Source organism: Ruegeria sp. YTSC004, from assembly GCF_059609805.1.
Genome location: NZ_JBXWMJ010000007.1, coordinates 51,360 through 68,452, shown reverse-complemented (window position 1 = coordinate 68,452; position 17,093 = coordinate 51,360). Strand labels below are relative to the sequence as shown.

Sequence of the window (17,093 nt, the reverse complement as noted above, 5' to 3'; positions counted from 1 at the left end):
CAGAACGCGAATCTTAAATCAACTAATGCCCTACTTGGATTCGATGCCTGATCGTCAAGGCGGCTACCAAACTCATTCAGGCCGGACCGGGTATCTGTCGCCTTTCTCGTCAATCAGAACTAGGCGCTTACCGCTGCGTACATAGAGATCGCAGCGGCTGAACCCGTTACGATACGTGATGCAGACACTGCCGTCGTCGGCAATGGAATATGTCCCAAACGCGGAATCCCCGCTGGCGTAGGTAAAGGAATAAGCCCCACCAGCCGAAAACTTAGACTGTCCGTCGTCATAGAAGGTCAGCGTTCGCCCCGCGAGGGCGTCCAGCTCGGCAGATGAAAGCGGGACATCTCCGGGTTTTGTTGGCCATTCCGCCGCCACAACCGGGCTGGCAGCCAACAAGGCAAAGATCAGATATCGGGTCATGCTGCCACCTTACCCCGCCACCGGGCGATTGAGGCATAACGTTGCAGTGAACGATCAGGCGACCATCTGTTCGGCCTTTTTCAGATCGACCGAAACCAACTGGCTGACGCCCTGTTCCTGCATGGTCACGCCAAACAGCCGGTCCATCCGCGCCATGGTCACCGCATGGTGGGTGATGATCAGGAAGCGAGTGTCCGTCTGGCGGCACATTTCGTCTAGCAGGTCGCAGAAACGGGTGACGTTGGCATCGTCCAGCGGCGCGTCGACCTCATCCAGCACACAGATCGGCGCGGGGTTGGCGAGGAAGACGCCAAAGATCAGCGCCGTGGCGGTCAGGGTCTGTTCCCCGCCCGACAGCAGACTAAGCGTCGACAGCTTCTTGCCTGGCGGTTGGCACATGATTTCGAGCCCGGCATCCAACGGATCATCGCTTTCGACCATGACCAGATTGGCCTCGCCACCGCCGAACAGATGCTTGAACAACAAGGCGAAGTTGGAATTCACCTGCTCGAACGCAGTCAGCAGACGCTCACGACCCTCGCGGTTAAGACTGGCGATGCCGCTGCGCAGAGCCTTGATCGCCTCTTCCAGATCGGCCTTTTCGCTGTTCAGTGTGTCAAATTCTTCCTGAACTTCTTTGCTGTCTTCTTCCGCCCGCAGGTTCACCGCACCCATCGCGTCTCGTTGACGCTTGTGGCGGTTTACTTCGGCCTCCAATGCATCAGCGGCAGGCATCTGGTCGGGGTTCACATCCAGTTGGTTCAGCAACTGGTTCGGCGTCAGCTGCTGGTCTTCAGCGATCCGCTCAGCGGCGGCCACGACGCCTTCCTTGGCTGCGTCACAGCGCGCCTCGGCCGCCGCGCGGGATTCGCGGGCTTCGGACGCCAAACGTTCAGCCTCACGCTCGGCCAACACAACCTCGCGCTGCTGCGTCTCAGCCTCGGCAAGCTTGTCGGCGGCCTCGGCGCGCCGGGCCTCGGCTGTTTCGATCAACTCGTTCAGTTCTTCACGCGCCTCGGCGATCTCACCCGGGGCGGCCATCGCCTCAGACAGTTCCCCCTCAGAGCTTTCCTTGCGCTCGACCAATTCCGAGATACGTTTTTCTGCTGACTCCAACCGGTGCCGCCACCCACTGAGGTCCTTTGTCACTTCTTGAGCCCGCCGCGTCCGCGCCTCGCCTTCGCGGCGCAGCTCATCATGGGATGAGCGGTGGGTCAGCATCGTGATCCGCGCGGCCTCGACCGTCTGTTTGATATCCTCAACCTGCGCACGCGCGCTGTCGACATCACCCAGGCCGGACAGCACTCCCTCGGCCTCGCGCAGTTGCGCGCGGGCGGACATGGCATCTTCCTTGTGCCGGTCAACAGCAAGGGCGAGAGTTTCCAGCTTACCCTGCGCCAGATTGCGGTCGGCCTCAGCCCGGCTTAGCTGACGCGCGGTTTCCGCCATCCGCTGGTCGGCTGCTCGGCGGGCTTCGCGGGCCCGGCGGTCTGCTTCGGTGACGTCCGCCAATTGCTGCGACAGCGCTTCATGCGCGGCGCGGGCACCATCAGCCTGCGCTTCGGCGCGGGTAAGTTCCTGTTTCAGAGCTTCAAGCTTGTTGAGCTGCTCCAACCGCAAGGCTGCAGCGCTTGGCGCATCCTCGGCCCATGCCCGAAATCCATCCCAACGCCACAAGTCACCTGAACGGGACACCAGACGCTGCCCCGGCTTCAATGAGGCTTGCAGCTGCGCGCCCTGATCCGCATCAACCAACCCGATCTGAGCGATCCGGCGGCTCAGACGGTCCGGGCCCGAGACATGCAACGCCAATGGTTCGGCCCCGTCGGGCAAGGGCTGATCTGCATCATAGCCCGAAACTTGTACCCAGCCCGACGGTCCGTCGGCGTCGACCAACGGTGTACGCAGGTCGTCAGCCAGTGCCGCCCCCAGCGCCTTTTCATAACCGGGCTCGACTCGCAGCAGATCCAGAACCTGCCCGCCTTCGGCCGTATCCCGTTCGACCAGCTTGGCCAGGGCCGATGTCTCGGCGCGGATTGCACCCAGTTCACCCTCGGCCTCGGACCGCTGCGCGCGCGCCTCGGCCTCGCGCGCCTGCGTTTCGTTGCGCAATTCATCTGCCGCGGCCAGCGCTTCTTCGGCGGCCTCTGCGGCCTCTCGCGCTTCCTCCTCGCCTTCCTGCGCTTGTTCGTACGCTTCGCTGGCACGGGTCAAAGCATCACTAGCCTCGTCTACCGCCGCGCGGGCTTTCTCTTCCTCACCCTCGGACCGGGCCAGTGTCTTACGGCTGTCTTCGACCAATCGTTGCGCCGACTGGTGACGGGCTACAAGACGCGCCATATCCTCGGTTTCCTGCGACAAGTGATCTTCACGATCCTGCAGCACAGATGCGGCTTCGCGCGCGATCTCGGCGGCCTTAGCCACTTTGTCGTCATGCCCTTCTGCCGCTTTGGCCAGTTCGCGTGCTTCCCATTCGAGACGCTCGATCATCTGGCCCGCGTCCCTGTTCAGGCCGGTTTCGCGTTCGATATCGTTGGCCAACTGCTGAATTCGGTTGGTCAGCGTCTCGATCGTCTGACGCGCGCGGGTTTCCTGATCAACCAGCTGATCACGCTGCACCTGCTGACGTTGCAAGACGGCGGCGGCGATTGCCTCCTCCTCCCGCAACGGTGGCAGAGTTTCCTCGATTTCAGACCGCTTGGCGCTGGCGGCGCGGGCTTCGGCCTCGGCGCGCGAGGCTTCGGTGATCCGCTCGCGCAAGACGTCTTCGGCCTGTTGGCGGGCCATGTCAGCCTCTTTCCAGCGGCGATAGAGCAGCATGCCTTCAGCCTGCCGTAGTTGCTCCCCAATCTCACGGTACCGTGCGGCCTGACGCGCCTGCCGCGCAAGCTGCCCCAATTGGGTGCCAAGCTGTTCAAGAACGTCATCCACACGGGTCAGGTTGGATTCGGTGCCCTTCAGCTTAAGCTCCGCCTCGTGGCGGCGCTGATAAAGGCCCGAGATACCGGCGGCCTCTTCCAGAATGCGGCGACGCGCGCGGGGCTTGGCGTTGATCAGCTCGGCGATGCGGTTCTGCCCCACCAGTGCAGGTGAATGCGCGCCGGTCGAGGCATCGGCAAAAAGCATCTGGACATCGCGCGCCCGAACATCTTTGCCGTTGGTCTTGTAAGCGCTGCCGACATCGCGGGTGATGCGACGCACAATTTCCAACTGATCGCTGTCATTGAACCCCGAAGGTGCCAAACGTTCCGAGTTATCCATCGTCAGGACAACTTCGGCAAAATTGCGGGCCGGACGCGTTGCGGCCCCGGCAAAGATCACATCCTCCATCGCGCCACCGCGCATGGATTTGGGGCGGTTTTCACCCATTACCCAACGCAACGCTTCCAGAAGATTGGACTTGCCGCAGCCATTTGGGCCCACCACACCGGTCAACCCATCCGCGATAATCAGATCGGTCGGGTCAACAAAGCTTTTGAAGCCGGTGAGTTTAAGTTTGCTGAACCGCAAAGGCCGCTCGTCCCATGATTCCTATATCTGGAAGTCTGCGCAACCCATTGGGGGTGAGTCAACGGAGTAACGCAGGATATGGGATTTCACGCCAAGTTATCCACAATATCTTGCCAAAATACGCAAAAAAGCGCGTATCTCAGTAAGAAGCGCACTCAAAAACCTGATAGCCATAGTCTTCGTAGTAGCCATAGTCGATACATTCATAGGGACCGCGAAGAAGGCTGCCGAGAATCAGCTTTTCCCCCAATTCCCGGTCACAACCTAGAATGCCCACGGTGACCGCAGCGTCGCCCAGAACATCCAACAACGGGCAACCCGACACCTGTGCCATAGCCAGTGCGGCCCGGTCTCGAATGGGGTCAAGACGCGGAGCATATTGAGAGTTGATGCGTACAGCCTCGGCCAGTTGATCGCGGACCCGCACGTCAAACACACTGCCATTCACCGCAACGCGGGTCGCAGGCACATCGCGAAAGTGGGGCGTGCCAGCCGAACAAGCGGCCAGCACTAGGAGGGACAGATACCGGATCATGCCCGCAGCATTGCAGCATCAAGGTTAACAAAACCTTTCCGCCGATCAGGCGCGCAAAACCTCACCCAATCGGCGAATACCTTCGCGGATCGTATCCTCATCCGAGTTCGAGAAACTCAACCGGATCGTGTTGGTCCCGCTGCCGTCCGGGAAAAAGGCTCCACCCGGGACAAAGGCGACTTTGACCGTGTCCAACGCCCGGGCCAACAGTTCGGCCCCGTTTGTACCGACCGGCAATGTCAACCACACGAACATGCCACCTTCCGGCTTGGTCCACTGCACGCCATCGGGCATATGGTCCTGCAACGCCTGCAACATGGCGTCGCGACGGGCACCGTAGACACGACGCAACATCGGGATATGCGTGTCGAAACAAACCCGTGCCACCTGGTCAATGGCCATCTGGTTGATGGTTGCCGAATGCAGATCGGCAGCCTGTTTCATCAACACCAATTGAGAAATCACTGGCTTTGCCGCCACGACCCAACCAACCCGCAACCCCGGAGACAAGGTTTTCGAAAAGCTTCCACAATAGATCGTGCGGCAATCCTCAATCGACCCTTTGCACGCCAATTCCAGTGCCAGAACCGGGGGGATGGCATTACCGTCATAACGCAGGGCCTGATAGGCGCCATCCTCGATCACCGCACAGTTCAACTCATCCGCCAGATCCAGCAGCGCTTCCCGCCCCCGCAGATCCACGGTTTCGCCTGTCGGGTTGGCGAAATCGGGCGAGAGATAGGCAAATTTGACCGCGCCTTCGCCCGCTAACGCCGCGTATTCTGCCGCGCCCCGGTTGCCATTGATGCTGAGCCGGTCAAAACGTGGTTCATAAGCATTGAATGCAGCCAATGCGCCCAGGTAGGTCGGCCATCCGACCAGCGCAGTATCGCCCGGCGACAGATAGAGTTTACCCAGATAATCCAATGCCTGCTGCGAGCCTGACGTGATCAGGATGTTCTCAAGCCCGCATTCCACTCCGATTGAACGCATGTGGTCGACGAGCCATTCCCGCAGCGGGACGTAACCTTCGCTGACGGAATATTGTAGCGCCTGAGCCTGCTGGTCAGGCCCCAACGCAGCTTGAAAGGCGGCCGCGAACCCTTCGGCTGGAAACAACGCGGGATCGGGGATGCCGCCTGCAAAAGAGATGATCCCCGGCTGATCCAACAGCTTTAACAATTCGCGTATCTCAGACGCTTTCATCCGGGATGCCCGCGTGGCGAACAATTCGTGCGTAGACATGAGTCTCCTCCGCTCTCAGTCACGGCCAGCGTAGAGAGGAACATCATAAAGTCAACAATGCTGACCTAATATTATAGACCACGTGACCCCGCATTCTTGAACCTCGCCGCCTTCCGTGGTCATATCATTTGACCAATTTCCGGAATGACGCCCGCATGCCTTTTCAAAAAGTTCAGACCGAAAAGCTTTCAATCGCGGTAGTTCGCCAGATTGAACTGCTGATACTGCGCGGCATACTGCGCCCCGGCGAACGTCTGCCCGCCGAACGCGAATTGGCCGAGCGGCTGGGCGTATCCCGGCCGTCCCTGCGCGACGCGATCGCAGACCTGCAAAGCCAAGGGTTGCTGACAGCAAAAGCAGGATCCGGGATCTATGTGGCCGAGGTTCTGGGCTCAGCCTTCTCCCCGGCGCTGATCCGGCTGTTCGGCAGCCATGACGAGGCGGTGTTCGATTACCTCTCATTCCGGCGCGACATGGAAGGGTTGGCCGCCGAGCGCGCGGCCCGGTTGGGGTCGGACAGCGACCTGAAGGTGGTACAGACGATTTTTGCAAAGATGGAAGCCGCCCATACCAGCAATGCGACCGAAGATGAGACGCAGCTGGACGCGCAATTCCACATGGCTATCATCGAGGCCAGCCATAATGTGGTCATGTTGCATATGATGCGGTCAATGTTCGATCTGTTGCGGCAAGGCGTGTTCTATAACCGCCAGATGATGTTCCACCAGCAAACAACGCGCGAAGCAATTCTGGACCAGCACCGCGCCATCAACACGGCGCTTCAGACACGCGACCCGGCTGCGGCCAGACATGCGGTTCAAGAACATCTAAGCTTTGTTGAACGCTGCATGGCCGATCAGCAAAAAGCAGAAAGAAACGAAGAAATCGCTCAGCAACGCCTTCAGCACGAGGCAGGCACACTATGATCGTCAACGTTTGAGTTGCATCGACTTTACGCGTTGCTTCATGTCTTCATAGTCCTGTTGCGTCAGGCTGGCGCGGCGGAACGCTTTTAGAATTCTCCATTGCTGCCACCGGCTGGGCCACGTGAGGCTGTCCAGCGCAGTGAAGGCATAAAGGTCTCCTCGGAGGTGGACTTTCCGCATCTCCAACTGCTCAGCCATATAATCCAGGCTTTGCTCTGAGAAAAAGCTGATGTGCTGGCCCGTCTCAAAAGCCCAGTACCACCAGTCGCGCGGCGGTAGATCCCTTGGATCGAAGCAAGTCGCCGAAAAAAAGAGCGTTTCGAAACCAAATTTCTTGCGCGCCTCTTTTAAGTGCGAAAGCGGATCCGGCAAATGTTCAAGAACTTCAAAGGCCGTCGCAACTGCATATGTTCCATCATCCGCGTCGAACCCACGCGCCAACAGGTTTTCTGCATAGGGGTCGGACCAGTGAAAATTCAGTCCAATGTCCCTTAGGCCGCGAACAAACAGCCCATAGCCTCCGCCGATGTCGATCCCACGGGCATCTGCAAGACCATTCGCACGCATGGCTGTTGAAACACGGCGCAGGTTCGACAGGTTTCGGGCGACGATCCCTGTATCCGTCAACGCGATGGCATCGCTATACGCTTCTTCCAGCCATGTCGGGTTTTCCACCCAGATAAAACCGCAGCTTTCATCCAGAAAGTACTTTGCCGGGTGCCGCCCGATCACTTCGCTTTCAAAAAGCAACACTCCAAGTTGCCCGGTGATTGGAGAATAGGGCATTGATCACGTTGCTCCGCTCGAAAGGTCTTGTAGGTTCGGTGGAAATGGTGCTCCGCTGCCTTCACCAAGATGTTCTTGCGGCGCGATAGTCATCAACGCCGGGTCGATATAGAGCCTGGCACCTCGTGTACGCATTTCCTGATGAAACAGGACATGTTCACAGACCAGCCGGTCCTCCTCATCTCGGCATTTATATCTCAAGCCTCGTAACGCCTGAGTTTTATAAAGGCCGGCGCCCGCAAATGCGCTGTCGACAGGTATAAGTTGGCAATCTTCTGGAATATGAAACTGACGGTCATGGATCATAGCCTTCAATAGGTTTCGACGCCATTTTCGTTTACCAAACAGAGGTTTACGCGCGTTGTGTATCTGTTGCCAGACATCCTGTTCGCACCACCCCCGGCAGCGCAAGGCATATAGGTCGTAGTAGGCAGGCCTCGAGTTTGCAAAAACCGCTTCCCACTGAATATCCGAACGCTTGGCCGCTGCTAAAACAGCTTCGGGATTCAGACAGATGTTCGGCCCGTCTAAATCCAGTATCAGAGTCAGGTGGTTGTCACGACCATTCTTTTCGAGAGTTTCAAGTATAGAATTTCGAGCAGCGGTGATACGCTCGACACGTTCAGAAATGTCCGAGATCACACCATCCAGCCGAATGATCTGAACCTCGGTAATCTGGTTCGCGTATTCAGACAGGATCTGATCGGTGTCATCGGTATTGTCATTGGTGGCAATGATGACCGAGTATTGCCCTACCCGTTTCGACAGGTCTTCGATCCGATGGATCGTTTCTTTCAGAGCCGAACCCCCGTTACGCACCGCGCCGACAATGTTCATGGAAACTGTGTTGTCTGTGGCTGGCACGGTCACTCTTTTCCTGTTTCCGGATTTCAGTTTTCTACTTCATCCGACCTTGTTCTGTGCAATCCCAGAGCCTCCGGAAAGGAAGGTAGACGCACTATGGCTCTGTCATAAAACGCCCAAACAACGCCTTCGCATCCGTCAAATCACAATTCGGATCCGCTGCACAAGTGACTAGACTAGGATCGCGCGTCGTCCCTGTAGAAAACAAATGACCCGAAAGCATGCGGCTTCCGGGTCACTTCTGTTACTCGTCTGCTATCTGTCGGTGTCAGTGCAGTTTGTCACCAACATCCGCAATCGCTGCGTCGATCAGTTTGTTCGCCTGTGCGGCCGTCATCTGCTTGGCCAGAACTGCGTTGGCAGCCGATACCGCAACGGTGATGGCCTGATCACGGACTTCCTTGACAGCTGACGCCTCAGCAGAAGCGATCTGGTCCTGAGCTGCTGCCAGACGGCGGGCGATGGATTTCTCCAAATCGACCTTTGCCTGTTCTGCCGCCAGAATAGCATCTTCTTTGGCTGCAGCCACGATGGCATCCGCTTGGGTCTGCACTTCACGCTGCTTGCGCTCGTACGAGGCCAACAGGCTGCGTGCCTCTTCATGCAGGGCGCGGGCTTCATCCAGTTCGGATTTGATGCCGTCGGCGCGGTTGTCCAGCGCGCCACCAATCATGCCTGGAACCTTGAAGTAGAACAGGACCGCGATGAAAACGATGAAGCCCAGAAGGACCACAAAGTCGGTGTTGCCAAGCGAGAAGAACGGGCCACTTGCGGCCAGCGCGGGGCTGGCGGTGCCGACGGTCAGGATAAGGGCAAGAGTATTCCGCATGTCACTTATCCTTTCGTCTGCGCGTCAATTGCACTGTCGATGGCTTTGGCATCCGCCTCGCCGCCCAGAGCTGTGACCAGTTCAGCTGCCGTGTCCTTGGCAACCACTTGAATGCTTTCCAGCGCGCCGGCTCGGATATCGGCAATTGCCTTTTCCGATTCAGCCGCCTTTGCAGCGATTTCCGCGTCTGCCTTGGCAATCGCGTCATCCAGACCAGACTGAATTTCAGCGCGGGCTTCCGCTGCGATACGCTGTGCCTCAGAACGGGCATCGGCCAGCGCCTTGTTGTAGGCCTCTTCAGCCTCGACCGCTTTGGCCTTCAGATCTTCGGCCGCAGCCAGGTCATTTGTAATGGTCCCCTGACGTTCCGCCAGGATTGCCGCGATGCGGGGCAAGGCCACGCGAGACAGGACCAGAAAGATGACGACCAGCGTGATGACCAGCCAGAAAATCTGGTTGGGAAACCAATCGAAGCAGAGCTGCGGCATACCGATGGCCGAGCCGTAGGCGTCGACGCAGGTGCCAGCTACTTCTTTGGCAAGGGGTTCAGTCGCCATGATGTCCTCCGTCGGAACGTTGTCTTTACAACAGGTGGGCCGCTATGGCTTGGACCCACCTGCGCGTAAGGATCAGGTTCCGCAGATTAGACGGCGAACATCAGCAGCAGCGAGACCAGGAATGCAAAGATCCCCAGGGCTTCTGCGAATGCGATACCGATGAACAGGGTTGCGGTCTGCGAAGCAGCCGCCGAAGGGTTGCGCAGGGCGCCGGCCAGGAAGTTGCCTGCTACGTTGCCCACCCCGATTGCGGCTGCGCCGGAACCGATTGCTGCCAGGCCTGCGCCGATGTGTGCGAGATCGCCTTCCATGATGTTTCTCCTTACGAATTGGAAGTTTCGATGTTTGGGTATCGGACCTTAGTGCGAAGGATGCAGCGCATCTTTCAGGTAAACACAGGTCAGAATGGTGAATACGTAGGCCTGAATAAAGGACACGAGGACCTCGAGGCCGTACATTGCGGTGATCGCCAGAACGGACACCGGTGAGATCACGGCAATCGCGGCAAAGCCTGCGAAAACCTTGATAACCGCGTGGCCTGCCATGACGTTACCGGCAAGACGAATGGAGTGGCTGACCGGACGCACGAAGTACGAGATCAGCTCGATGATCGCCAGGACAGGGCGCAGTGCCAGCGGTGCGCTGGACACCCAGAACAGACCTAGGAAGCTTGCGCCGTTCTTGACGAAACCCAGAACGGTTACGGTCAGGAACACAGCCAGCGCCAGCGGGATGGTCACGGCGAAATGCGACGTGGTGGTGAAAGACATGGGCAACATGCCCAGGAAGTTCGCGCAGACGATGAACATGAACAGGGTCATGACATAGGGGAAGTACTTCACGCCTTCTTTACCGCAAATGTCTTCCAGCATCTTGTAGATGAAGCCATAGGCCAACTCAGCAACAGACTGCATTCGGGTCGGAACAATGGCACGTTTCGAGGTGCTGAGAACCAGCAGGGCAAAGATCGCCGCAATAGCCAGAAACAACCACAGAGTCACGTTGGTCGGCGTGTACCACGCAATCGCACCGTCACCGAAAAGCGGTTTAACGATGAACTGATCCATCGGATGGAAAACCAGGCTGCTGCCTTCTGCTGCGGTGGTCTCAGTTGCCACGTTCAGTCCCTCTCGTCCTTATCGGCCGCCTCAGCAGCCGCTTGTTTCTCCTGAACCTCTTTCGCGCTGCGGAGCATAACCTTCACGCCCGCGACAAGGCCCAGCAATGTGAACAGCACCAGAAAGATCGGGATTGTCCCGAGCAGGCTGTCCAGCCCGTATCCGATGCCAAATCCGATCCCAAGACCGGAAACCATTTCGATGACCATCCTCCAGGCAAGCTCGCCCCCGGACACGTCAGCATCCGCACGAGGCTTTGGCGCTTTGGCCTTTTTCGCCGCTGTGATCTTGGCCTCCAGCTGCGCCATACGCTGCTTTTGGTCATCATCGGTCACGGGCAATTCCCTCGCACAGTCTTGGGTAGGGTGCTAAGGGGCGCAAGGCACAGAGTCAACGGTGTTAAATGTCTGACTTTCCGCAGGTTAAGTAATTGAATTTACGCAATTTATTCATGTAATTGAAGCACCATTAAAATGTCCCGATCCATCGGCGTGCGTAAAAACCACTCAATTCGTATATTCAACCAAATGGTTGACCAAAACCGGGCGCTGTGATTGAGCGATAGCATGTCCAATGACCTCGATACCGTTTTCGCGGCCCTCGCCGACCCGACCCGCCGCGCCATCCTTGCGATGCTGCTTGAGGATGACATGGCCGTCACCGACGTCGCCGACCCGTTCGAGATGTCGCTGGCCGCGATCTCGAAACATCTGATCATCCTGACCAAGGCCGGGTTGATCAGCCAGGAAAAGCGCGGGCGGGTGAAGTGGTGTAAGCTGGAACCGGATGCGCTGCGCGCGGCATCCGTCTGGATGCAGGGGTTCGGTCAGTTCGAACCGGTCAATCTGGATGCGTTTGAACGATTTTTGGAAGTCGAACTGCCCGCAACAGACGATCCCTAGATCTATCTAACTACAAACACCGATACTTTGGCGTGTTTGGCCAGATATCCGGCATGGCTGGAAAAGATGTGGTCCGTGATGCGCGGTGCGTGCGTCCCAACGACGATTAGGTCGGCCCCAATCTCTTCAGCGGCGCGGGTCAAATCACCGTCGACCTCTGCAGCTACATCTACCGAGTGGATGTTGCGCGCTGAAACCTCGGAGCCACTCTGCTCGGTAAGTTGATCCACAATGGCTTGCAGCTCGACGCTGATCTCCGCGTCTGAATGCGTGACGTCGCCCGGCTGGGTTCCGGTCACGCTGACGATCGTGATCCGGGCGTTTTGCCATCTCGCCATTTGCGCCGCGACATCCAGAGCTTTGCGAATTTCCGGCGGCAGATGAATATCGACCGGGATCATAATGTGATTAAACATGGCATCTTCCTCCTGCCGCCGATGTTAGCGGGCTCAGGAATAGAGCACTTTGATCTGTCTCATGTAGATGACTCCGACCATTTCATCCGGTTCGGCCGGTTCCCAGCTAGCCTTCCTGACTATACTCGACGCCGATGATCACACCCGTTGCATCCGCAAGACGCAACCACGGTGCCTGAGCGCCAGTGACCTCAATTGTCGTGATTGTTCCGGTCGGTAGCGATTCAGTCGAAATCGCGTTGACGTCAGCGGCCTGAACACCCGTCTCAGCCGATACCAGCGCCTCACAACTGCCTTGAAGGTCGGTCTCCGACGACCCCTGCCCCCCTCCTTGCGTACAGGCGGATAACATCGCACCGACGACAAATAGAATAGCTTGCTTCATCATTCCCTCCGGGATGGTTCATCAGACCCGAGGGTTGTTAGATTACGGCCAAAAGACAAGGGTCATTCCGAGAGCGGCGCAGTGTCTTTCGCAGGTTGCTCTTCGCTTTTGAGCAGCAGAACAAGCGCGATCGCGGTTAAAACGACACCGACCAGCACCATGACGGTTGGCGCAGGCCGCCCAAGCGCGATCTCCCACAGGATCACCCAGCTGGGGATCAGATAAGTGTAGGCCATAACCTTGGCCGACGGCAGGCGTAGCGCTGCAAACTGGACCAGAACGAAACTGGAGGCCGTTGCGAAGATAGAAAGATACAGCAGACTGACCCAGACGATCAGCGGCAGGTTCGCCCAATCGGTTGCACGGATGTCTGACCAGCCGACCACCGTCAGGATCACACAACCAGCAACCAGTGTTCCAAATGTAAACACGACTGCGGGCTCGCCCCGGTTCAATTTACGCACCATCGGCGTGTAGATTGCATGCGCCATGCAGCCCCAGAAAAAGATGATCTCTCCGCCACCGATCTCGAAGGCGCGAAAGGACTGCCAATCGGCGCGAAAGATAACCCACAAAGCCCCGGTAGCCCCCACCGTCAGGGCAAAAGCCATGCGCGGCGTGGTGATCTGGCGCAGCAGAACCCATCCGGCGATGGCCGACATGATCGGCGTCAGGGTGAAGACCGCGGATGTGCTGACCGGATCGGCGGTTTTCAGGCCGTAGAACATAAGAACAAAGTAAGTGGCGAACAGCCCGCCCAAAACAGCGTATCGCCACGGCGCGTGCGCAGCGCTGCGCGGCAACCCGGTGGTGGCAAGCGCCGCAATGCCGATGATGACGGCCGCAATCAGAAACCGCCCGGCTGTAATCGCCAACGGTGCAATCTGGTTGGCAACAATCGATCCCAACGAGAAACTACCCGCCACCAGCAGAGTGAATGTGATCATTGCCAAATGACCACGCCCCTGCGGTGTCACGAGAGCCAACCTTTGGATTCTTTCTTAAGGAACGATAGGAAGGCCTGCACTTTGGTCGTGCGATGCAGATCGACATGGGTCACCAGCCAAAGTTTGCCGAACCATTCGGGCAATGGCTCAATAACTTCGACCAACTCCGGATCGCGCGATGCCTCCCACCGCGCCATGAAACCAATCCCTGCCCCGGCCAGAACCGCCTCGCGCAAGCAGAAATTGTTGGTACAGCGGAATGCGATGGCCTCGGCCGGGACAGTGGCACGCAACCACTTGGAAAACGGAGCGCGGCTGTTTTCATCGTCCGTGCCGACAAACAAGTGGTCTGCAAATTCGTCAATGCTCGCTGGTTTGCCTCGGCGTTCGATATATGACTTGCTGGCAAACAAGCCGACCTCCTGTTCGATAAACGGCTGCACAACATTGTCAGGTTGGTCCGGGGCGGCACCCGCACGGATGGCCACATGCGCCTCGCCGTATTCCAGGCGGAACAAGCGGTCCCCGGTCAGGTAACGTACAATCAGACCCGGGTGCATTGATTGAAATTCGGACAGGGCGGGAACGACCAAGGGCGCCAGCGAGGCCAGAGACGTCACAACCAATTCGCCCGACACATCATCGCCACGCCCTTTCATTCGGCCCACCAACTGATTGAACTGATCTTCGGTGGCCTGAGCCACGCGCAGAAGGTCCTCTCCGGCATCGGTTGGGGTATAGCCACGGGCGTGGCGCTGGAACAGCTTAACGCCCAGCCGCGCTTCGATCGCGTCGATATGGCGGATCACGGTGGCATGGTGAACGCCCAAGATTTCGGCCGCGCCGCTGACGGTGCCCATCCGAGCGACCTGATACGCGGTTTTGACTTCGTCCCAATTATCCATGCTCAAGCCTACTGTGCAAAATCCAACAATACCTGTTGGTATATCTGCGTTTCGTTCGCTGACGCAACACTCATATTGGGACCGGAAGCAGATTCCCCGCCAAAAAGGAAACCCTGACATGACCAAGACCATCCTGCATATCGACGCCTCGGCCCGCCGCACCGGATCCGCCACCCGTGACCTTTCCGGCCAGATTATCGGGCACCTTGGCGCCGGACGCATTATCCGCCGCGATCTTGCCAGCCCCCTGCCCCTGCTGACCGAAGACTGGATCAACGCCAACTTCACCCCCGCCGATCAACGTGACGAGGTTCAACGCGATCTGTTGGCCCTGTCCGACGAGTTGGTTGGCGAGCTGCAAAACGCCGACACCATTGTCATCGGGCTGCCGATCTACAATTTCTCGGTGCCTGCGGCCTTCAAGGCCTGGATCGACCTTGTCGCCCGCGTGGGTCTGACCTTTGCCTATTCGGAAACCGGCCCCAAAGGCCTGCTGGAAGGTAAGCGCGCCGTGCTGGCGATCGCGTCCGGCGGCACCGAGGTAGGGTCTGAGATCGACTTTGCCACCAACTATGCCAAGCACGTTCTAGGATTCATCGGCATCCACGACGTCGACGTGATTGCGGCTGACAAGATGGCGCTGGATGCGGACGCCGCGTTGGCGAATGCCCAAAAAGCGGTAACTCAACTCGCCGCTTGATCCACCTCTGGCCTTTACCTTGTGAAACGTCCAGTCTGCCTTAAGCGAGATTTGCAGACTGGGCGTTCATCATGAAGAAAATCGGCATTCTGGGCGGTGTGGGCTGGGCCTCGACCGTGGATTATTACCGAGCGATCGCAGAAGGGGCCAGCAGGCACTTTGCCAATCGCGGCCACAGCTCGCCCCTGCCGATCCCGCCCATGACAATCGAATCCGTTACGCAGGCCAAAACACGCGCCCTGCGGGGAACCGCCGGAGACGAGGCCAGTTGGTCCGGGTTCGACGCGGTGTTTCGCGAGGCGCTGTTAACACTTGAAAACGCGGGCTGCGACTTTGGCATCATCGCCTCGAACACTCCGCACGCGCGGCTGCATGCGATCCGGCAAGGTATCACCATGCCCATTCTCAGCATTTTCGATGCAACGGCTGAGGCCACGGCATCTGCCAAGGCGTCCACAGCCCTGGTTCTGGGAACGACAGTGACCATGCAGGCCAGCAATTATTCAGACCGATTGGCCGCTGAAGGGATCACTGCAAATGATCGCTTGCCCGAAACGGAAATTGCCGAGATGCAGGCTATGATCGACAGTGACTTCTACGGCGGCGCATCAGACACGGCGCGCGCTCGTTTACTAACATTCTGCGACAGGCACGCAAAGCCGGGAACCGCGATCTTGCTGGCGTGCACCGAACTGCCGCTGGCCTTTCCCGACCACCTGGATGACCCTGTTTTTGAAGCTGACGGCCACCTGTTCGTCAATCCGTCCGCCGCCCATGTCGCCGCAACCCTCGAAGAGGCGCTGAGCGATTGATCACGGCAGCCAGGTGATCTCGCATCCGATCTGATCGAAGAATGCCATCAGGTCATCGCGTGTCATGGCGACAGTCCGGTCATTTACCAATGGATGCATATAGATGACGTCCGCCGTTTGCGCGGCGGCGTCCATGAAGAACCGCACATCGTTTGACGCCCCGTTGATCATGGCCAGCGGACTGACCGCGCCGGGGCGGATGCCAAGGTTCTGAAACAGCCGATCCGCCGATCCAAACGACAGATTACCGATCCCCAGCTCTGTGCCCAACGCCTTAAGATCAATCTCGCGGCTTTGTTCCAGCGTCACCAGATAGTTCCGCTTTTTCTTGTCGCGCAGGTACAGGTTCTTGAGGCGCAAGGTGTTTTCGCCTGGTACCAGGAATTGCTCTTCAACGCCTTTGGCATCCTCAACCGTGCGCAGGGGGATATGCGTGTGCAGACGATAGCTCAGCCCCCCGTCATCCAGCCGCTGCAACAGCGCGTCTGAACTGATCGGCAGCGTGTCTTGAAAAGCGGATGACGCATCCATGGGTACCTCCTCGTTTGAGGCGCTAATCGCGCAATGCGCTGACAGATTCAAGCCACGACAGGCCTGAAAATCGATGCTAGCGTGCCGCCATGAAAGTCACGCGCAATTCTCCGAACCAACTGATCTTGTCCGATACGCCATGGTTTATCGGCATCACGCTGGTCTTCTTCATTCTGGCTTTTGTCGGCGCGGGCCTGTTCATGGTCAGTGAGGGCGGTGAGGGCATCTTGTTCGGCATCTTCTTTGCCCTATTCGGCGGTGGGATGGGTCTTGGGGCCTTCTGCGCCTTTGTGCGCCGCGTTCAGGTTATCTTGGACCGGAACAAAGACAAAATAATGATCCGCAGGCAGTCCGTCTTTGGCTATGATACCGTCGAGCATTTGCTTGCAAACTTGTCCCATGCGGAGATCGAAAGCACGGCATCGAGAAGCAATAAGGGGACATCCACCCGATATCGGCCTGTGCTAATATTGGACAAGGGAATGAGCGAGGGCCGGCATCCCATCGTCGAGGCATTCTCAAATGGTCGGGGTGCGCATCGGCTGGTTGATGCGGTCAATGACTGGCTTCCTGCGCGCAAGGTTGACTCTGCCAGCCGATCGGCCTAAAGCCCAACCCAACATCCGGAAGCGTCTGATCTTCCGGTCCCTTGAGTCGTTCAGGGATCGCCCCCCACCAGCGTGTTACGCCCGTGGGGGCGTT

Annotated in this window: 21 protein-coding genes; 5 read left to right on the top strand and 16 right to left on the bottom strand. The window is 58.2% G+C overall.

Annotated features, from left to right (window positions below; translation table 11 throughout):
* Positions 1–72: 72 nt before the first annotated feature.
* From AC2FFP_RS13625 to AC2FFP_RS13610, 4 genes are all read right to left on the bottom strand, one after another.
* Complete coding sequence (locus tag AC2FFP_RS13625) at positions 73–423, bottom strand: hypothetical protein (RefSeq protein ID WP_109312259.1); 351 nt, start codon at positions 421–423, stop codon at positions 73–75.
* A 54-nt stretch (positions 424–477) separates the two neighbouring features.
* Positions 478–3,933 (bottom strand): chromosome segregation SMC family protein, encoded by a 3,456-nt coding sequence (locus AC2FFP_RS13620; protein ID WP_496881154.1) that lies wholly within the window; start codon positions 3,931–3,933, stop codon positions 478–480.
* Positions 3,934–4,072: 139 nt separating this feature from the next.
* On the bottom strand, positions 4,073–4,468 hold the full coding sequence (locus AC2FFP_RS13615; RefSeq protein ID WP_282153166.1) for a hypothetical protein: 396 nt from the start codon (positions 4,466–4,468) through the stop codon (positions 4,073–4,075).
* A gap of 45 nt (positions 4,469–4,513) precedes the next feature.
* Positions 4,514–5,713, bottom strand: a complete 1,200-nt coding sequence (locus AC2FFP_RS13610) for an aminotransferase-like domain-containing protein (protein ID WP_282153165.1) — start codon at positions 5,711–5,713, stop codon at positions 4,514–4,516.
* Between the two features lie 155 nt (positions 5,714–5,868).
* Between AC2FFP_RS13610 and AC2FFP_RS13605 the strand changes: the two genes are divergently transcribed.
* Positions 5,869–6,639 carry a FadR/GntR family transcriptional regulator gene (locus AC2FFP_RS13605; RefSeq protein ID WP_496881153.1) on the top strand — a complete coding sequence of 257 codons (771 nt, stop codon included), beginning with the start codon at positions 5,869–5,871 and terminating at the stop codon, positions 6,637–6,639.
* A 3-nt stretch (positions 6,640–6,642) separates the two neighbouring features.
* Here the strand turns inward: AC2FFP_RS13605 and AC2FFP_RS13600 are convergent, their stop codons facing one another.
* From AC2FFP_RS13600 to AC2FFP_RS13570, 7 genes are all read right to left on the bottom strand, one after another.
* Entirely contained in the window at positions 6,643–7,425 is a 783-nt protein-coding gene (locus AC2FFP_RS13600; RefSeq protein ID WP_496767217.1) for a class I SAM-dependent methyltransferase, read from the bottom strand.
* A gap of 3 nt (positions 7,426–7,428) precedes the next feature.
* On the bottom strand, positions 7,429–8,289 hold the full coding sequence (locus AC2FFP_RS13595) for a hypothetical protein (RefSeq protein ID WP_496881152.1): 861 nt from the start codon (positions 8,287–8,289) through the stop codon (positions 7,429–7,431).
* Positions 8,290–8,557: 268 nt separating this feature from the next.
* Positions 8,558–9,118: a F0F1 ATP synthase subunit B gene (locus tag AC2FFP_RS13590; RefSeq protein WP_496767220.1), complete on the bottom strand. Its 561-nt coding sequence runs from the start codon at positions 9,116–9,118 to the stop codon at positions 8,558–8,560.
* A 5-nt stretch (positions 9,119–9,123) separates the two neighbouring features.
* Positions 9,124–9,675, bottom strand: coding sequence for a F0F1 ATP synthase subunit B' (locus AC2FFP_RS13585; RefSeq protein ID WP_496767222.1), 552 nt, complete (start codon positions 9,673–9,675; stop codon positions 9,124–9,126).
* A gap of 86 nt (positions 9,676–9,761) precedes the next feature.
* Positions 9,762–9,986 carry a F0F1 ATP synthase subunit C gene (locus AC2FFP_RS13580; protein WP_005981269.1) on the bottom strand — a complete coding sequence of 75 codons (225 nt, stop codon included), beginning with the start codon at positions 9,984–9,986 and terminating at the stop codon, positions 9,762–9,764.
* Positions 9,987–10,034: 48 nt separating this feature from the next.
* Complete coding sequence (locus AC2FFP_RS13575) at positions 10,035–10,793, bottom strand: F0F1 ATP synthase subunit A (RefSeq protein ID WP_058278975.1); 759 nt, start codon at positions 10,791–10,793, stop codon at positions 10,035–10,037.
* Positions 10,794–10,795: 2 nt separating this feature from the next.
* The gene (locus AC2FFP_RS13570) at positions 10,796–11,128 is read right to left on the bottom strand and encodes an AtpZ/AtpI family protein (protein ID WP_058273313.1); all 333 of its coding nucleotides are present in this window, start codon (positions 11,126–11,128) and stop codon (positions 10,796–10,798) included.
* A gap of 231 nt (positions 11,129–11,359) precedes the next feature.
* Here AC2FFP_RS13570 and AC2FFP_RS13565 point away from each other — a divergent pair, with 231 nt between their 5' ends.
* Positions 11,360–11,695: an ArsR/SmtB family transcription factor gene (locus AC2FFP_RS13565; protein WP_058273314.1), complete on the top strand. Its 336-nt coding sequence runs from the start codon at positions 11,360–11,362 to the stop codon at positions 11,693–11,695.
* 2 nt (positions 11,696–11,697) lie between these two features.
* Here AC2FFP_RS13565 and AC2FFP_RS13560 read toward each other — a convergent pair whose 3' ends face one another.
* The 4 genes from AC2FFP_RS13560 to AC2FFP_RS13545 all read right to left on the bottom strand — a co-directional run bounded on the left by AC2FFP_RS13560 (position 11,698) and on the right by AC2FFP_RS13545 (position 14,348).
* Positions 11,698–12,111, bottom strand: coding sequence for a universal stress protein (locus tag AC2FFP_RS13560; RefSeq protein ID WP_496767225.1), 414 nt, complete (start codon positions 12,109–12,111; stop codon positions 11,698–11,700).
* A gap of 106 nt (positions 12,112–12,217) precedes the next feature.
* Positions 12,218–12,496, bottom strand: a complete 279-nt coding sequence (locus tag AC2FFP_RS13555; protein ID WP_496881151.1) for a hypothetical protein — start codon at positions 12,494–12,496, stop codon at positions 12,218–12,220.
* A 62-nt stretch (positions 12,497–12,558) separates the two neighbouring features.
* Complete coding sequence (locus AC2FFP_RS13550) at positions 12,559–13,473, bottom strand: DMT family transporter (RefSeq protein WP_496767229.1); 915 nt, start codon at positions 13,471–13,473, stop codon at positions 12,559–12,561.
* Positions 13,470–14,348 carry a LysR family transcriptional regulator gene (locus AC2FFP_RS13545; protein ID WP_058273318.1) on the bottom strand — a complete coding sequence of 293 codons (879 nt, stop codon included), beginning with the start codon at positions 14,346–14,348 and terminating at the stop codon, positions 13,470–13,472. The genes AC2FFP_RS13550 and AC2FFP_RS13545 overlap by 4 nt, the downstream gene beginning before the upstream one ends.
* A 118-nt stretch (positions 14,349–14,466) precedes the next feature.
* Between AC2FFP_RS13545 and AC2FFP_RS13540 the strand changes: the two genes are divergently transcribed.
* Both AC2FFP_RS13540 and AC2FFP_RS13535 read left to right on the top strand, forming a co-directional pair.
* Positions 14,467–15,048: an FMN-dependent NADH-azoreductase gene (locus AC2FFP_RS13540; protein ID WP_496767230.1), complete on the top strand. Its 582-nt coding sequence runs from the start codon at positions 14,467–14,469 to the stop codon at positions 15,046–15,048.
* 71 nt (positions 15,049–15,119) lie between these two features.
* On the top strand, positions 15,120–15,860 hold the full coding sequence (locus AC2FFP_RS13535; RefSeq protein WP_496780166.1) for an aspartate/glutamate racemase family protein: 741 nt from the start codon (positions 15,120–15,122) through the stop codon (positions 15,858–15,860).
* Here AC2FFP_RS13535 and AC2FFP_RS13530 read toward each other — a convergent pair whose 3' ends face one another.
* Positions 15,861–16,391, bottom strand: coding sequence for a prolyl-tRNA synthetase associated domain-containing protein (locus AC2FFP_RS13530; RefSeq protein WP_496767234.1), 531 nt, complete (start codon positions 16,389–16,391; stop codon positions 15,861–15,863).
* Positions 16,392–16,480: 89 nt separating this feature from the next.
* On the opposite strand from AC2FFP_RS13530, the gene AC2FFP_RS13525 reads away from it, so the two are divergent.
* Positions 16,481–16,999 carry a hypothetical protein gene (locus AC2FFP_RS13525; RefSeq protein ID WP_496767236.1) on the top strand — a complete coding sequence of 173 codons (519 nt, stop codon included), beginning with the start codon at positions 16,481–16,483 and terminating at the stop codon, positions 16,997–16,999.
* Positions 17,000–17,093 lie beyond the last annotated feature (94 nt).

Excerpts from the sequence above, each read along its gene's own strand:
- AC2FFP_RS13625 (WP_109312259.1), bottom strand. The coding sequence starts at position 423 with ATGACCCGATATCTGATCTTTGCCTTGTTGGCTGCCAGCCCGGTTGTG.
- AC2FFP_RS13615 (WP_282153166.1), bottom strand. The coding sequence starts at position 4,468 with ATGATCCGGTATCTGTCCCTCCTAGTGCTGGCCGCTTGTTCGGCTGGC.
- AC2FFP_RS13610 (WP_282153165.1), bottom strand. The coding sequence starts at position 5,713 with ATGTCTACGCACGAATTGTTCGCCACGCGGGCATCCCGGATGAAAGCG.
- AC2FFP_RS13605 (WP_496881153.1), top strand. The coding sequence starts at position 5,869 with ATGCCTTTTCAAAAAGTTCAGACCGAAAAGCTTTCAATCGCGGTAGTT.
- AC2FFP_RS13600 (WP_496767217.1), bottom strand. The coding sequence starts at position 7,425 with ATGCCCTATTCTCCAATCACCGGGCAACTTGGAGTGTTGCTTTTTGAA.
- AC2FFP_RS13590 (WP_496767220.1), bottom strand. The coding sequence starts at position 9,118 with ATGCGGAATACTCTTGCCCTTATCCTGACCGTCGGCACCGCCAGCCCC.
- AC2FFP_RS13585 (WP_496767222.1), bottom strand. The coding sequence starts at position 9,675 with ATGGCGACTGAACCCCTTGCCAAAGAAGTAGCTGGCACCTGCGTCGAC.
- AC2FFP_RS13580 (WP_005981269.1), bottom strand. The coding sequence starts at position 9,986 with ATGGAAGGCGATCTCGCACACATCGGCGCAGGCCTGGCAGCAATCGGT.
- AC2FFP_RS13565 (WP_058273314.1), top strand. The coding sequence starts at position 11,360 with ATGTCCAATGACCTCGATACCGTTTTCGCGGCCCTCGCCGACCCGACC.
- AC2FFP_RS13560 (WP_496767225.1), bottom strand. The coding sequence starts at position 12,111 with ATGTTTAATCACATTATGATCCCGGTCGATATTCATCTGCCGCCGGAA.
- AC2FFP_RS13555 (WP_496881151.1), bottom strand. The coding sequence starts at position 12,496 with ATGAAGCAAGCTATTCTATTTGTCGTCGGTGCGATGTTATCCGCCTGT.
- AC2FFP_RS13545 (WP_058273318.1), bottom strand. The coding sequence starts at position 14,348 with ATGGATAATTGGGACGAAGTCAAAACCGCGTATCAGGTCGCTCGGATG.
- AC2FFP_RS13540 (WP_496767230.1), top strand. The coding sequence starts at position 14,467 with ATGACCAAGACCATCCTGCATATCGACGCCTCGGCCCGCCGCACCGGA.
- AC2FFP_RS13535 (WP_496780166.1), top strand. The coding sequence starts at position 15,120 with ATGAAGAAAATCGGCATTCTGGGCGGTGTGGGCTGGGCCTCGACCGTG.
- AC2FFP_RS13530 (WP_496767234.1), bottom strand. The coding sequence starts at position 16,391 with ATGGATGCGTCATCCGCTTTTCAAGACACGCTGCCGATCAGTTCAGAC.
- AC2FFP_RS13525 (WP_496767236.1), top strand. The coding sequence starts at position 16,481 with ATGAAAGTCACGCGCAATTCTCCGAACCAACTGATCTTGTCCGATACG.